The organism is Caballeronia jiangsuensis (assembly GCF_046030135.1).
In the GTDB taxonomy this organism is placed as follows: Bacteria; Pseudomonadota; Gammaproteobacteria; order Burkholderiales; family Burkholderiaceae; genus Caballeronia; species Caballeronia jiangsuensis.
In genome coordinates, this window is record NZ_JAQQDB010000006.1 from 99,676 (window position 1) to 113,193 (window position 13,518).

General features: G+C 64.1%; 14 protein-coding genes. 7 read left to right on the plus strand and 7 right to left on the minus strand.

Annotation, left to right across the window (positions count from 1 at the left end; translation table 11 throughout):
• Positions 1-5: 5 nt before the first annotated feature.
• The 4 genes from PQR08_RS08315 to PQR08_RS08330 are packed head-to-tail and all read right to left on the minus strand — an operon-like array spanning position 6 to position 3,452.
• Positions 6-740 carry a CoA-transferase subunit beta gene (locus PQR08_RS08315; protein ID WP_238217971.1) on the minus strand — a complete coding sequence of 245 codons (735 nt, stop codon included), beginning with the start codon at positions 738-740 and terminating at the stop codon, positions 6-8.
• Positions 733-1,566 carry a CoA transferase subunit A gene (locus PQR08_RS08320; RefSeq protein ID WP_250485910.1) on the minus strand — a complete coding sequence of 278 codons (834 nt, stop codon included), beginning with the start codon at positions 1,564-1,566 and terminating at the stop codon, positions 733-735. The genes PQR08_RS08315 and PQR08_RS08320 overlap by 8 nt, the downstream gene beginning before the upstream one ends.
• 12 nt (positions 1,567-1,578) lie before the next feature.
• Positions 1,579-2,307 (minus strand): enoyl-CoA hydratase/isomerase family protein, encoded by a 729-nt coding sequence (locus tag PQR08_RS08325; protein WP_250485911.1) that lies wholly within the window; start codon positions 2,305-2,307, stop codon positions 1,579-1,581.
• The gene (locus tag PQR08_RS08330; protein WP_250485912.1) at positions 2,304-3,452 is read right to left on the minus strand and encodes a CaiB/BaiF CoA transferase family protein; all 1,149 of its coding nucleotides are present in this window, start codon (positions 3,450-3,452) and stop codon (positions 2,304-2,306) included. The genes PQR08_RS08325 and PQR08_RS08330 overlap by 4 nt, the downstream gene beginning before the upstream one ends.
• Before the next feature lie 228 nt (positions 3,453-3,680).
• Here PQR08_RS08330 and PQR08_RS08335 point away from each other — a divergent pair, with 228 nt between their 5' ends.
• Positions 3,681-4,430 (plus strand): IclR family transcriptional regulator, encoded by a 750-nt coding sequence (locus PQR08_RS08335; protein ID WP_250485913.1) that lies wholly within the window; start codon positions 3,681-3,683, stop codon positions 4,428-4,430.
• A 75-nt stretch (positions 4,431-4,505) separates the two neighbouring features.
• On the opposite strand, the gene PQR08_RS08340 is transcribed toward PQR08_RS08335, so the two are convergent.
• Genes PQR08_RS08340 through PQR08_RS08350 form a run of 3 tightly spaced genes read right to left on the minus strand, consistent with a single transcriptional unit; the run spans position 4,506 to position 6,246 of the window.
• Positions 4,506-5,024 carry an IclR family transcriptional regulator gene (locus PQR08_RS08340; RefSeq protein WP_250485914.1) on the minus strand — a complete coding sequence of 173 codons (519 nt, stop codon included), beginning with the start codon at positions 5,022-5,024 and terminating at the stop codon, positions 4,506-4,508.
• Between the two features lie 48 nt (positions 5,025-5,072).
• A complete protein-coding gene (locus PQR08_RS08345; protein ID WP_250485915.1) occupies positions 5,073-5,324 on the minus strand; it encodes a 3-keto-5-aminohexanoate cleavage protein in 252 nt (83 codons plus the stop codon).
• Between the two features lie 4 nt (positions 5,325-5,328).
• The gene (locus tag PQR08_RS08350) at positions 5,329-6,246 is read right to left on the minus strand and encodes a LysR family transcriptional regulator (RefSeq protein ID WP_250485916.1); all 918 of its coding nucleotides are present in this window, start codon (positions 6,244-6,246) and stop codon (positions 5,329-5,331) included.
• A gap of 104 nt (positions 6,247-6,350) precedes the next feature.
• Here PQR08_RS08350 and PQR08_RS08355 point away from each other — a divergent pair, with 104 nt between their 5' ends.
• The 6 genes from PQR08_RS08355 to PQR08_RS08380 are packed head-to-tail and all read left to right on the plus strand — an operon-like array spanning position 6,351 to position 13,295.
• Positions 6,351-7,793 carry an aldehyde dehydrogenase family protein gene (locus tag PQR08_RS08355; RefSeq protein ID WP_250485917.1) on the plus strand — a complete coding sequence of 481 codons (1,443 nt, stop codon included), beginning with the start codon at positions 6,351-6,353 and terminating at the stop codon, positions 7,791-7,793.
• A 17-nt stretch (positions 7,794-7,810) separates the two neighbouring features.
• The gene (locus tag PQR08_RS08360) at positions 7,811-8,803 is read left to right on the plus strand and encodes a dipeptidase (protein WP_408161250.1); all 993 of its coding nucleotides are present in this window, start codon (positions 7,811-7,813) and stop codon (positions 8,801-8,803) included.
• A 59-nt stretch (positions 8,804-8,862) separates the two neighbouring features.
• Positions 8,863-10,422: a BCCT family transporter gene (locus PQR08_RS08365; protein WP_408161251.1), complete on the plus strand. Its 1,560-nt coding sequence runs from the start codon at positions 8,863-8,865 to the stop codon at positions 10,420-10,422.
• Positions 10,419-12,167 carry a hypothetical protein gene (locus tag PQR08_RS08370; protein WP_250485921.1) on the plus strand — a complete coding sequence of 583 codons (1,749 nt, stop codon included), beginning with the start codon at positions 10,419-10,421 and terminating at the stop codon, positions 12,165-12,167. The genes PQR08_RS08365 and PQR08_RS08370 overlap by 4 nt, the downstream gene beginning before the upstream one ends.
• On the plus strand, positions 12,125-12,886 hold the full coding sequence (locus PQR08_RS08375; RefSeq protein WP_408161252.1) for a DUF3726 domain-containing protein: 762 nt from the start codon (positions 12,125-12,127) through the stop codon (positions 12,884-12,886). Before PQR08_RS08370 ends, PQR08_RS08375 begins: the two co-directional genes overlap by 43 nt.
• Positions 12,873-13,295, plus strand: coding sequence for a RidA family protein (locus PQR08_RS08380; RefSeq protein WP_250485923.1), 423 nt, complete (start codon positions 12,873-12,875; stop codon positions 13,293-13,295). The genes PQR08_RS08375 and PQR08_RS08380 overlap by 14 nt, the downstream gene beginning before the upstream one ends.
• The last annotated feature ends 223 nt before the right edge of the window (positions 13,296-13,518 follow it).

Consider the following 13,518-nt stretch of genomic DNA (forward strand, 5'->3'; position numbering starts at 1 on the left):
TCTCGTTACCTGAGTCGAACGGCTGCATCGCGCTCGAATTGCCCGTGCGGGTCGAGTGATTCGAGCGCTTCACGTTCGCGCGATGTCGGCGGCGCGGTGGGCTCGGCGTCGCTTGCATCGAACGTGAAGCCGGTGCGTTCGCGCACTTCATCGAGGCTCGATTCCGGATGCCACGATTGCAATGCAAGCTTGCCGTCGCGCTTCACGAATACGGCGATGGGCGTGACCACGCCATGCATGCCGCCCCACGATGTCACGAAGTCGAGCTTCGCGACGAGCGTGCGTTTCGAATGCTCGGTGCGCCACGTGCAGGCGCGTCTGGCCGTCGGCAGCATGACCGCGCCGCCGCCGCCGCCCGGCAGTCGCACTTTCGGATGCGCCCATTCGCCGATGCACGAGTTGTTCGCGCAGCCTGCGCCGTCGAGTTGCGCCGCGCCGAGGAACGTGAGATCCATGCGGCCGCGCGTGCAAAGATCGTAGAAATCCTCGTTGGCGAAGATCGATGCCGAGCCTTCCGCAAGCAATGGGTCGGAGCTCGAAATCGGAATGGAAGAGGGCGACGGATCGACGCCGCCGGCCACGTTGATATACACGAAGTCCCAGTCATAAGCGCGCTTTGCGAGCAGACATGCGAGCATCGGCGGCGTGGAGTTCACGCCGCTGAACGTGATCTCGTCCGGCCGGATGAAGCGCGCGAGATTCGTGACGATGTAGGAGAAGCCGCTCCATTGTTCAGCCATGTCGATGAACCTCCGCTTCGGGCGCGGCATCGATATGGCGTGCGAGCGCTTCGGGGCCTTCTTGAAGATACGCATCTACCGCCGGATAGTCGATCGCATATGATGGCCAGCACGAGCCCGGCCATGCGCCGTTCTTCACGATCGCGTAGTTTTGCACCATGAAATAAGGGACGATCGTGAGTTCGGGCTGATCGGCGAAGCGCATATCGCTGAGTTCTTCGGCCACGACGAGCACGCTTTTGGCGGCGCGGCTCATGATTCGGTCCCAGTGATACGTGCCGGCCACGCGCACGTTGCCATCGCGATCCACGCTCGATGCATGAATCACGGCGAAGTCCGGCGAAATTGCGGGAATCACGTAGGTTTTCTGGCCGCTGCCATAGGGATCGTCGAGACATTTCCAGTCGTTGATCCGCACGAGATCGCTGCCGTGCAAGCCGCCGCACGGCATGAACGGCACGCCGAAGGCAGCCGCGCGCAGTCCCGCGGTGAGGCTCGCGCATGCGTGTTCTTCGAGCTTCAGATGACCCTTCTCGACCGCGCGCCGATACCATGGCGCAAGCCCGAAATTGCCTTCCATCGCGACGATGCCGCAACGCGCGCGCGAGGCCACGCCCGCGCGGCAAAGTATGTCGATGTCATAGCCCGGCGACTGCTTGATGATTTCGATGTCGCGCTTCTCTTGCCGGATCAGTTCGCGCACGAACGCGAACGGCCCGCGATGCAGAAAGCTGCCGCCCAGGCCCAATGACGCGCCATTGGGTACGAGCGCGGCCAGTTCGGCGAGCGAGACCTGTTTGTCCTTGCTTGCGAATCCCGAACTCATACGAGATGTCTCCTAAGCCTTCTTCGACGACGCCAGATACGCTTCGATGCGCTTGTGAATGCCCGGCGCAGACGCCGATCGAACGAGCGCGGCGAGGTCGGTATCGGCCTCTTCGGTGTCCAGCGCGCGTCGCAACATGGCGCGGCTCTCGGCGGGCAACGCGCGCGCGCGTTCCACCGCTTCGGCGACGACTTCCGCGTACTGCTCCGGACCCGCCACGCGTTCGATAAACCCGTTCGCGCAGGCACGTTCGACATCGAACGTGGCGGCTGTTTCGAGAATGCGCTGCGCCTCACGCGTGCCGACGATTCGCGCGAATCGCGCCGAACCCAGCACGAGTCCGAACTTCAGCCCCGGCATGCGAAACGTCGAACCGGGCGCGGCCACGCGCAGATTGCACGCCGCAATCAGATCGACACCCGCGCCGAAATTTCTGCCATGCGCGAGCGCCACGGTGAAGCACGACGCGCTCGCAATCTTGTTCAGCAACGTTTCGATGCGGATAAAACGCAGCACAAGATCGCCTTCGCTTTGCGCATGCACGTCGCTCATGTCGAATCCCGCGCTAAAGCATCGGCCTTCGCCTTGCAGCGTGACGAGCGATATTTTTGCGGCATCGGCAGCGTCGAAAGCCTGAATCAGTTCTTCCACGATACTCGCGGATAACGCATTCAGCTTGTCCGGCCGATTGAGCGTGATCGACCAATGCGTCGGCATTTTCTCGACGATGATGCCGCTCATGCCTCGACCTCCGAGCGCTTCAGCAGCTCGGCGTTGTGTTCACCGAGTCCCGGCGGACGCAGGCGAATGTCAGGCGTTTTACCGGAGAATTTGACGGGCGATGCGAACGTCTTCGTCTGCACGCCGTTGGGCAATTCGAGCGGCTGCACCCATTCCATATGCTCGACTTGCGTGTCCTTCAACACTTGCGAATACGTGTTGATCGGCGCGCACGGCACGCCCGCCGCACGAAAGCGCTCGATCCAGAGTTCGGCGTCGTCGGCGGCGAAGATCGCCTCCAGCGTGTCGCGCAATTCGACCTGATGCTGCGCGCGCAGCGTGGTCGTCGCATAACGCGAGTCCGCCTTGAGATCGTCACGTTGCACGACCTTGCACACCGATTCCCACAGCGCGTTATTGCCTGCAGCCATGCCGAAATACGTGTCCCGCGCCTTGAACGCCTGATAGGGCGCGTTACGCGGATGCGCCGAGCCGAGCTTCTGCGGATCGCGCCCCGTGCCGAAGTATTCGGACGTCTGCAATGCGGCGATGGCGAGGGTCGCGCCGAGCATCGGCACGTCGATATGCGTGCCTTCGCCCGTTGCCGCAACACCGCGCAGCGCCGATGTCACCGAGAACGCGGCATACAGGCCAGCGGAGAAATCCGCGAGCGGTACGCCGCACTTGACCGGCGCACCATCGGGTTCGCCCGTGATGCTCATGATGCCGCTCATCGCTTGCACGGTCAGATCGAAACCGCCTTCCTGCGAACGCGGCCCGGTCTGACCATACGCGGAGATCGAGCAATAGACGATGGATGGTTTCATCGCGCGAATGTCTTCGTAACCGAGCCCGAGGCGATGCATCACGCCGGGACGATTGTTCTCGATGACGACATCGGCTGTCTGAATCAACGACTTCGCCTGAAGGATGTCCTCGGGGTTTTTCAGATCGAGCGTGACCGAGCGCTTGTTGCGGTTGAGCGACGCGAAATTCTCGCTATAGCCATCGGAAATGGGTGGCCACGCACGCAACGTATCGCCGCCGTTCGGATGCTCGACCTTGATGACGTCCGCGCCCATGTCCGCGAGCAGCATTCCGCAATACGGCCCCGCCGCGACGTTGCAGAACTCGATGACCCTGATTCCTTGAAGTGGCTGATCCATGTGTTTTCCCTGGCGATCCCGTTGGCATGCGGCGGCGCTCGTGCGCGTCGATTCGATTGTGGCGCGATCTTCCGGGCGTGTAAACCAAAAAATGATATACGCATCCTATAAAATAGGATGGTGTGGCAGAGTACCGTGAACACGCACCGGGGAGATTGCCGGATCGATACGCGGCTCTTGCCGCTACGCGCGGTGTAGAATGAACTTTTAATCCTAAATCTTAGGACAATGGACAAGACGTTGCTGAAGGGCCTGATGCTGCTGGAGGCGCTCGCCGATCAGAATGGCAAGCCCGTCACGATCCCGGTGCTGGCCGAGCAGGTCGGGCTCACGAAGAGCAACACGCACCGCACGTTGCAAACGCTCGCGCACGCAGGCTATGCAACGCGCGATGAAACCACGGGCAACTATCGGAGCACGTTCAAACTCTTTGAGCTGGGTGCGAAGCAGATGGCGCAGATCGACGTGCGGCAGTTCGCGGCCGTGCATATGCGTGCGCTGGTCGATCTCACGCAAGAGACGGTGCACCTGTCGATTCTCGATGGCGCCTCGGTCGTGTATGTCGACAAGATCGAGAGCGCGCAGCCCGTGCGTGCGTATTCCGTGCTCGGCGGCCATGCGCCTGCGTATTGCGTTGCGACGGGCAAGATTCTTCTCGCGCATCAGACGCAGGAATTCCTCGCGCGGCATCTGGTCGATCTCTCCGCGCATACGAAGGCCACCATCACGGATCTGCAGGCGCTCAAGGTCGAGCTCGCGCGCGCGGCGGCCAATGGCTATGCGATCAATCGTGGCGAATGGCGGGACAGTGTGGGCGGTGTTGCCGCGCCGATCTTCGATGCGTTCGGCCTTCCGGCTGCGGCCATCGGAATCTCGGGGCCGTTGGAGCGCCTGAGCGTCAAGCGCATGAAGGAATTCGCGCCGGCGGTTCAGGATGCGGCGCTGAACATCTCGCGGGCCATGGGATATCGCAAGTGAAGTGAGCGATGCTGGCGCCGGGGCATTTGCCCTGGCGCCGGATGTTCGCTGCGTTGGGCGGATGCGGGTCGTTTCCTACAACAATTCGGCCGAATCGCTCTGGGTCACGTGGCTGGCTTGTTTGTTGAGCGGCGCCATTGCATCCGCGATGGCGCTGGCCGCTCCACGCAAGTGCAGCGGCACGCGCGTACCCGGCTCCAGATGCAGACGCAAGGGCATCGGCGTTTCGACGCGATCGAGATAGAGCACCTGATTGCCGTCGAGGATCGTCAGGTTGCAGGTTTCGCCCACTGCGTCCACGAGTTCCTGCAGGACCGTGTGAGGTTGCGAGCGCAAGGTGGAATGGCGCAGCACGTCGAGCGCGAGCGCGGCCGAGCGCGCGCCCACCGTGTACCGCTTGCCGAGCGGTTCGCGATAGACGAGATCGGCCTCGAAGAGCATTGACAGGATGCGGAACACCGTCGGCTTGGGCAGCTTGCAGGCGTGGGTCACGTCGTCGAGGGAAACGGGCTTGTTCGCATGCGCCACGTATTCGAGTACGGCAAACGCCCTCAACGCGGTCGATTCCGGCTTCTGTGGGTCAACGTTCAGCATTGCGCGTCGCAAGATTCCTCGAAGCGGCCATTGTACGTGAGCACCCCTTCACGCCGCCTGCGGCAGCTTCAGGATCGCGCGCGCTTCCTCGGGCGTCGCGGGTACGCGATCGAAGCGCTCGCAAGCGTCGACGATCTTGCCGACGAGTTCCGCGTTGCTCGACGCGAGCCGCGTCTGCACCGCATCGCGGAGGTCAGCAATGCGGCGCGCTGCAGTCCCAAGGCGGCTGAACGCTTTACCGATAGTGCGATCACGCTGACCCACATTCAGCATGTCCGCGATCTGCGCGTTCCAGACCATCGCATCAATCGAACGCCAAGCGGCGAACCTGCTTCGGTAGTGCCGACACGCCGAGATTCTCCAGGAAACTCTCGCGCAGCGCGAGCGCTGCCGGACTCAACGACCTTCCGGTCGGCTCGACGAAGCCCACGGTGCGCTCGACAGGCGGTTCGTCAAGCGGAATGAAGCGCAGCATGTCCCGATGTCGCTGCTGCGCGAGATAAGGCAGTACGGTGAGACCGACTTCACCCTCGACGGCCGAGAGCAGGGCGGTGGTGTTGGCGATGAAGATCTCCATCTGTCCAATCGCATCGAGCAGGGATGCCGGCAATGCGCGCATCGTACCGTTGCCGATGAGTTGATACCCAGACAGATCCTTCCACTTGATCTTCCGATGCCGGAAGAGCGGATGGCCCGCCTTCACCACGACGCACATCACATCGGACAGAAGCGGTGTGAAGCTCAGCTCCGGCTCTCCCTTGGGCTCGCCTGCGATGCCGAAGTCGATCACGCCCGAGCGCACCCGGTCGTGGATATAGTCCGCGGTACCGTCTTCCACATGCAATTCGATGCCGGGATAGCGCTGCGCGAAGCGGCTGATCGCGCGCGGCAGCATTTCGTGCGCGATGGATGGCACCGCGGCCACGCGCACGCGCCCATGCCGCACCCGGACGACGTCGACGGCCGAGCCGATCACGCGCTCGTAATGCTCGACCAGCTTGCGCGCCTCGCCGTAGAGCATGGTGCCGAAGGGTGTGGGCGACGCGTGACTGCCCTTCTCGAAGAGCGCGGCGCCCAGCGCGCTTTCCAGCTCCTTGATGGACAGCGACAGCGCGGGCTGGCTCCGAAACACGGCGGCGGCGGCAGCCTTGAAGCCGCGATACTCGACCACGGCCACGAAATGACGCAGTTGGGTGATCTTGACGTCGGGGAGGCGGTCCATTTATCGATAAGAGAAGCAAATAAAATCATAAAAATATTTGGCTTTGATTATCTTAGCCCGATTTTTAGAATCGCTTCAAGTCAATGGAAAAAGCGAGATCGGGTATGACGTCGCAGACCTTTTTGAATTACATCGATGGACGCTGGCAGGCCGGCGATGAGTTCATCGACAACCGGAGTCCGTCGGACACCGAGGACGTGATCGGCCGCTACGCGCAGGCCACGCTAGCGCAGGCGCGCGAGGCGATCGAAGCGGCGCGCATGGCTCAACCGCGCTGGGCGGCGAACGGTCTCGAAGCGCGTCACGACGTGCTGCGCGCGATCGGCGATGAACTGATCGCGCGCCGCGACGAACTGGGCCGGCTGCTGTCGCGCGAAGAGGGCAAGACGCTTGCCGAAGGCATCGGCGAAGTCGCGCGGTCGGGACAGTTCTTTCGCTACTTCGCCGCGGAAGTGCTGCGTCAGCTCGGCGGCAAGGCCGATTCCGTCCGTCCCGGCGTCGAAATCGATATCCAGCGCGAGCCGCTCGGCGTCGTCGGTATCGTCACGCCCTGGAATTTCCCGATGGCCACCGCGAGCTGGAAGATCGCGCCCGCGCTCGCGTTCGGCAACGCGGTGGTGTTCAAGCCGGCCAATCTGACGCCGGCGAGCGCCTGGGCGCTGACCGAGATCATCAGCCGCCAGGCGCTGCCCGCCGGCACGTTCAACCTGGTGATGGGACCGGGCGAGGCGATCGGCCGCGCGCTCGCGGATTCGCCGGACGTGGACGGCATCACCTTCACCGGTTCGCTCGAGACGGGCCGGCGCCTGGCCGCCGCCGCGGCGCCGCAGCTCATCAGGCTGCAGATGGAAATGGGCAGCAAGAACGCACTCGTCGTGCTCGACGATGCCGATCTCGATCTCGCCGTCGATTGCGCTTTCAACGGCGCTTACTCCGGCACCGGACAGAAGTGCACGGCTTCGTCGCGCCTCGTCGTGACGCCCGGCATCCGTGCGGCGTTCGTCGAACGGCTCGCGCAGCGTCTGCGTGACGTGCGCGTCGGACGGTCGCTGGACGACGGGGTGCAGATGGGGCCGGTGGTCGACCAGCGTCAGCTCGAATCGAACCTTCGATACGTCGCGCTGGGCCGACAGGAGGGCGCGCGGCTCGTGTGCGGCGGCGAGGCATTGGCCCGGCCGGAGCGCGCGTGGTGCATGTCGCCCGCACTGTTCGACGAAGGCCGCAACGACATGCAGATCAATCGCGATGAGATCTTCGGGCCGATCGCATGCGTGATTCCCGTGCGCGACTACGAGGAAGCGCTGGCGGTTGCGAACAACACGCCCTTCGGGCTCACGGCGGGCATCGTCACGCAGTCGCTGCGGCACGCGACGCATTTCCGCCGCCACGCGAAAACCGGCTGCGTGATGGTCAATCTGCCGACCGCGGGCACGGACTATCACGTGCCCTTCGGCGGCCGCAAGGCGTCGAGTCACGGTCCGCGCGAGCAGGGGCCGCACGCGGCGGAGTTCTACACGACGCTCAAGACCGCCTACACACGGGCATGAACGGACAAGGAAAGATGATGAGCCTGCACGACTCGCTGGTGGTGATCGACGGCACGCAGTATTCGAACTGGAACCGGCAGATTTTCGAGGAGATGCGCGAAGGTGGCGTGGCGGCGGTGAACGCCACCATCGTCTACTGGGAAAACGCGCGTGAGACGCTGTCGCGCATTGCCGAATGGAACGCGCGCTTTGAGCGCCATGCCGATCTCGTGATGCCGGCACGCACTATGAACGACGTGCTCGTCGCGAAGCGCAGCGGCAGGATCGCGATTCTCTACGGGCTGCAGAACTGCTCGCCGATCGAGGACGACATCGGTCTCGTCGAGGTGTTCCGCGATCTGGGCGTGCGCACGATGCAACTGACCTACAACAATCAGAGCCTGCTCGCGACGGGCTGCTATGAAGCCTGCGACGGCGGCGTCACGCGCTTCGGGCGCGCGGTGATCGAGGAGATGAACCGCGTCGGCATGATCGTCGACATGTCGCACAGCGCGGAGCGTTCGACGCTCGAGACGATCGCGCTGTCGAAGCGGCCGATCGTCATCAGTCACGCGAACCCCTCCTTCTTTCATGCGGCGAAGCGCAACAAGTCGGATGCGGTGCTGCGCGCGCTGGCGGAGCGGGGCGGTCTCGTCGGTTTCAGCCTCTATCCGTTTCACCTGAAGAACGGCAGCCGCTGCACGACGGGCGAGTTCACCGACATGGTGGCGCGCACGGTGGACATGATCGGCGTCGACCACGTGGGCATCGGCAGCGACCTGTGTCAGGCACAGCCATACAGCGTGCTCGAATGGATGCGCAACGGCCGCTGGAGCAAGCAGACGGATTACGGCGAAGGCAGCGCGGAGCACGCCGCGTGGCCCGACCCCGTGAACTGGTTCCGCTCGAACGCGGACTTTCCAAAGCTCACCGAGGCGCTCGCCCGCGCGGGATTCTCCGATGCCGAGGTGGCGAAGATCATGGGCGGCAACTGGATGCGCATTCTGTGCGACGCCGAGCGGCGCGACTAGCGCGCGGTGCGTTGCACGAGACTACATCGCACGAGACTACTATTCGAACTGGAGGAGACATGGAAATAGATACCACGCCCGCGCTTGCGGCCAGACGCGATGAGCGGGAAGTTCATGCGCGCAGCATCGACTGGCCCATCTTTCTCATCAGCGGCGGCTTCTTCGTGCTGTTCCTGGTGGCGGCGCTGTGCAACCTCTCGTGGCTCTCGACGGTCGTCGATACCGCCTTCGGCTGGGCGACGCGCGTCTTCGGCTTCTACTGGCAGGTGCTGACGCTCGCGACCTTCGCGGTCAGTCTCGCGATCGCCTTCTCGAAGCTCGGCCGCGTGAAGCTGGGCGGCGCCGCGCAGGTTCCGTCGAACTCGACGTTCAACTGGGTCGTCATCATCATGTGCGCGCTGCTGGCCGGCGGCGGCGCATTCTGGGCCGCCGCCGAGCCGCTCATGCATTTCATGAGCCCTCCGCCGTTCTTCGGCGCGGCGCCGCGCACACAGGCAGGGGCCGTGGCGGCGCTCGCCCAGTCTTTCCTGCACTGGGGCTTTCTCGCGTGGGCCGTGCTCGGCAGCCTGCTCGCGATCGTGCTGATGCATCTGCACTTCGACCGCGGCTTGCCGCTCGCGCCGCGCACGCTGCTCTATCCGCTCTTCGGAGCGCGCGCGCTCAAGGGCCCGATCGCGACGCTCGCCGACGCCACCTCGATCATCGCGGTGGCGGCCGGCACCATCGGCCCGATCGGCTTTCTCGGGCTGCAGATCGCCTATGTGCTGCATTCGGTCTGGGCCGTGCCCGACACCGTCGTGACACAGGCGCTCGTGATTCTCGCGGTGACCGTGATTTTCACGTCGGCCTGCATCGCGGGTCTGGAAGGGCTGCGCTTCGTCTGCAAGATCCACGTGTGGCTCATGCTCGGGCTGGCGGCCTATCTTTACGTCTTCGGGCCGACGGCCTTTCTGACGAGCGTGTTCTTCCAGGCGTTCGCGACGCATGTCGTCGATTTCGTCCAGACCGCGATGTATCGCGGCGACGACAAGTGGCTCAATGCCTGGACGCTCTTCTACTGGGGCTGGTTCATCGGTTATGCGCCGATGATGGCGATCTACGTCGCGAAGGTGTCGCGCGGCCGCACCATTCGCGAGCTGGTCGTGCTGCTTTCCATCGCAGCGCCCGTGATCACGATGCTGTGGTTCACGCTGGTGGGCGGCGCGGGCATCGGCATCGAGCTTGCCTCACCGGGTAGCGTCGTTTCGCACGGAAGCCTGCCCGAGGCGCTGTTGCTCGGCGTGGCGCAGGCGCTGCCGTTGCGCAACCTGATCTCGGCGCTGTTCCTGTTTCTCAGCTTCTTTTCGGTCGTGACCAACGGCGGCTCGATGGCGTATACGATCGCCATGGCGATGTCGGGTGATCGCGGTGAGCCGCGTCACTGGCTCAAGATTTTCTGGGCCATCGGCATGGGGCTGGTGGGCGCGGTGCTGATCACGATGGGCTCAGGCGGCGTCAGCGCGCTGCAGTCGTTCATCGTCATCACGGCGGTGCCGGTGTCGATCCTGATTCTGCCCTCGCTTTGGGACGCCGTGCGCATTGCCCGGACGATGGCGATCGAGCAAGGAGTCGACCGATGAACGATGAGGCCATCATGAATGACGACAGCGTGAACATCATGCAGAACACGCATCCGGCGCTGCGCAGCGCCGACGTCACGAACCGCACCGAACGTCTCGGCGCGATGCACGGCACGCGGCTGAGCTTCGTGCGGGCGCTCGTCAGGCGCATGGCGCGCGACCAGTGGCGGGTTCGCGTCGCGCACATGGAGCTGGACGACGAGGGCTACGGCGTCTGCATCTATTCGATCGAAGCCTACGGCGAGCGCTACAGCCAGGTAATTTTCTCGCAGCATCTCGACGCGGCGGAGCGCACGGATCGCGTGATCGCGCAGAAGTGGGACATCACGTCCGCACTCATCTGCGGCGTGCCGCAGCCGGGCGACCTCGAGCGATTGCGCGCCAATGTGCCGTTGCAGGAGGCGGGCCGGCTCGATGCGAACGATCTCGTGCTGTGCCGTGCCAACAAGAGCGTGCGCAACTTCGACCATGTGGTGAGCTGTCTCGCCGAGGGGCGTCAGCCGGATTCATCCGTCTTCGAGCGGGTCGGCTACCTGGTTCGCACGACGGCCGTGTATGGCAACGGCAAGTTCGGTATCGCGGACTATCCGCGGATTGCCGGCACTCGAGCGTTTCGCTCGGGCTTTTCGGCGCAGATGTGCGCCGTGTATGTGCTGCGGGACTTCAGCGTGCGTCTCGCCGAACACGTCGCGGTGCGCCGTAATCCACGCATCGCCGTGAAGCTCGCGCGCAGTTGCCGGCGCTATCTCGGCGTCGGCAACGCCACCGGGCTTGGCATGGCGCCGTTCCTCATACGGCATCCGCTTCAGCTCGATCAATGGGTGCGCGGACGGGAGACCGCGCTAGCACGCGTGCTGGCCGTCGAGTCCGTCGATGCCCCTGCGACGACACGCGCGCAAGCCCTGCTGGCCCGTGCGGCGCGTCACATCGCGCAGGTGCACACGGACCATCCGCGCGAGGCCGCGCGCAACGCGGTGATCGTCGGCGAGCTGCCGATCATCCAGGATGCGCTGCGGCGCCTTGCCGCGACGCCTGAAGCATTCCACTGGGATATGTTGCTGGCGTGGACCGGCGAGCGGGTGTCGAGCGCCGCGCAGGAGGTGCTGGTGGCCGTCCTGCTGGAACTCTATCCAGAACTCGTCGATTCGATCGATTGCGGCGCGCCCGTCGACGATACCTTGCGCCTCGATTCCGATATGCGTACGGGCGAGTTGCGCCAGCTCGTTGAGGACGACTATCGATGGGCGTTGCAGCAGCCCTCTGCGCTCCGCGACGATACGCATTTCTTCTGGTATCGCTCGGCGGAAAAAGAGGAGCCGCGTCTGGGCGTACGAGACCGTGAGCCGGGCTCGGAGCGTGAACTGCCACTCGATATCGCGCGCCAGGTCGGACGGCTTCACGCGGCCCTGCACGCGCTGCGCGACGACGACATGAGCGTCGCGGAGTTCGTCGCGATGCATCCGGAGCACCGCGCGATCGTGCGCCGCGTGCAGACCCTGATTGGCCGGCCATACGGCGAGATCCGCGAGAACCTGCTGGCGGCGGACACCCTGCCGATCGACCTGATGCGTGCCAAGCTCGCGATGTTCGGTGCGAGCAAGTTCGATCCCAAGTCGAACCTCTGGGTGCGCGTCACATTGTTCCAGGGCGCGCCGACACTCGATGAGCTCGCGGCAGACATGGCCGATGACTGGATTTTTCCGTGCGTGCCGGACAGCAACGAAAGAGGAATTGGACAAGCATGAAGACGGCGATGAATGAGTTGACGTCGCTGTGCCGCGCGGCGCTGGAAGGCAGCGGATGGGCGCAGGGCGATTACGAGGATGCAGCGGATGCGGCCGTATGGCTTCAGGCTGTAGGCTTTGGCGGTCTCGAAGCGCTTGATGGCATGCTCGGCGCGCAGGCGCGCGAGCAATACACCGTCAAGGGCGCGGCCTGTGGCGAACATCCGGCACGGCAAGCGCCCGGTCTCGCCGGATGCGTGCTGGCGTTCGAGCTTGCATGGGCGAGGGCGACGAAAGAAGGAATCGGCGTGGTGCGCGTTTCGGGTGCACTTGCGCCGCGTCTCGCGCTGCATGGTCTTAAGACGATGAGCGGGCGCTCGCGCCGCTTCGATCTTTCGTGGCGGGACGCGGCCGGCTGTCATTTCGCTTGGACGGATGGGCGCGGCCTTTACCCCACCTATCTGGGCTGCAACGCGCGCTCCGGTGCGGTTACTGGGGAGATCGTTGTATGCTGCCGCACGAGCGAAGCGATTCCTTCGCCGATCGACGTAGAACCCGGCCTCTCGCACGAGGTTGATCCGGAAGAGCTTGAAGCGCGGCATCACGGAGCGATCTGGAATGGCGTCGATGTAGAGCCCGCGCAACTGGCGCGGCTAGTCGACTGGAAGCGCCGCGTGCTAGTGGCCGAGAGCGAGGCGTCGCGCACGCATGGGGCAGGAGGTTCCGATGACGGCTTCTGACCGAAACGCGCGGGGGGCGGGCAGCATCAGGCAGATTCACACCGGACTACCGGAGCGCGCCGAGTCGCTCTTCTCCTGGGCGGTCGCGGCGAACGGAACACTCTATACCGCACAAATTCCCGTGAGCGCGGACGGCGCGCTTGTGAGCGGCGGCATCGAGGCACAGACGGAGCAGGTGTTCGCAAACCTGTTCCGGACGCTCGAGGCCGCGGGCGCTACGGCCGGCGACGTCGCTCAGGTGCTCATCTACGTGACGGACCGGGCGTGGCTTCCTTTCGTTAACGCGGTCTGGCTGCGGCATTTTCGGGCGCCGTTTCCAAATCGTGCGTCGTTCGTCGTGGCCGGTCTCGCGCGCGAAGAGATGCTAATCGAGATCGTTGCGTACGCAGGCGTGGGGAACAATGCCTGACTAGATGCGTTGCTGCGGTGTCGATGTGATGAGGGCTGGCTCGGCCAATTCCAGACGTTCACCGTCGAGAGACTGCAGACATTCAAACGGCAGACCGCAGGCGTCGACGAGCCGGCCCGCAATGGCACCTTCGTCAACGCCTAACGACATCGGTGACGCGGTACAGAAGTCGCTTTCCTGCCGTCCAACCGTTGTCAGGTCCCGCTGCCAGCAAACGCGTGAT

Bases quoted from the DNA above. Each gene is read 5' to 3' on its own strand.
- PQR08_RS08340 (WP_250485914.1), bottom strand. From the start codon at position 5,024: ATGCTGAACGTTGACCCACAGAAGCCGGAATCGACCGCGTTGAGGGCG.
- PQR08_RS08365 (WP_408161251.1), top strand. From the start codon at position 8,863: ATGGAAATAGATACCACGCCCGCGCTTGCGGCCAGACGCGATGAGCGG.
- PQR08_RS08335 (WP_250485913.1), top strand. From the start codon at position 3,681: ATGGACAAGACGTTGCTGAAGGGCCTGATGCTGCTGGAGGCGCTCGCC.
- PQR08_RS08345 (WP_250485915.1), bottom strand. From the start codon at position 5,324: ATGGTCTGGAACGCGCAGATCGCGGACATGCTGAATGTGGGTCAGCGT.
- PQR08_RS08350 (WP_250485916.1), bottom strand. From the start codon at position 6,246: ATGGACCGCCTCCCCGACGTCAAGATCACCCAACTGCGTCATTTCGTG.
- PQR08_RS08380 (WP_250485923.1), top strand. From the start codon at position 12,873: ATGACGGCTTCTGACCGAAACGCGCGGGGGGCGGGCAGCATCAGGCAG.
- PQR08_RS08370 (WP_250485921.1), top strand. From the start codon at position 10,419: ATGAACGATGAGGCCATCATGAATGACGACAGCGTGAACATCATGCAG.
- PQR08_RS08320 (WP_250485910.1), bottom strand. From the start codon at position 1,566: ATGAGTTCGGGATTCGCAAGCAAGGACAAACAGGTCTCGCTCGCCGAA.
- PQR08_RS08360 (WP_408161250.1), top strand. From the start codon at position 7,811: ATGAGCCTGCACGACTCGCTGGTGGTGATCGACGGCACGCAGTATTCG.
- PQR08_RS08315 (WP_238217971.1), bottom strand. From the start codon at position 740: ATGGCTGAACAATGGAGCGGCTTCTCCTACATCGTCACGAATCTCGCG.
- PQR08_RS08330 (WP_250485912.1), bottom strand. From the start codon at position 3,452: ATGGATCAGCCACTTCAAGGAATCAGGGTCATCGAGTTCTGCAACGTC.
- PQR08_RS08355 (WP_250485917.1), top strand. From the start codon at position 6,351: ATGACGTCGCAGACCTTTTTGAATTACATCGATGGACGCTGGCAGGCC.
- PQR08_RS08325 (WP_250485911.1), bottom strand. From the start codon at position 2,307: ATGAGCGGCATCATCGTCGAGAAAATGCCGACGCATTGGTCGATCACG.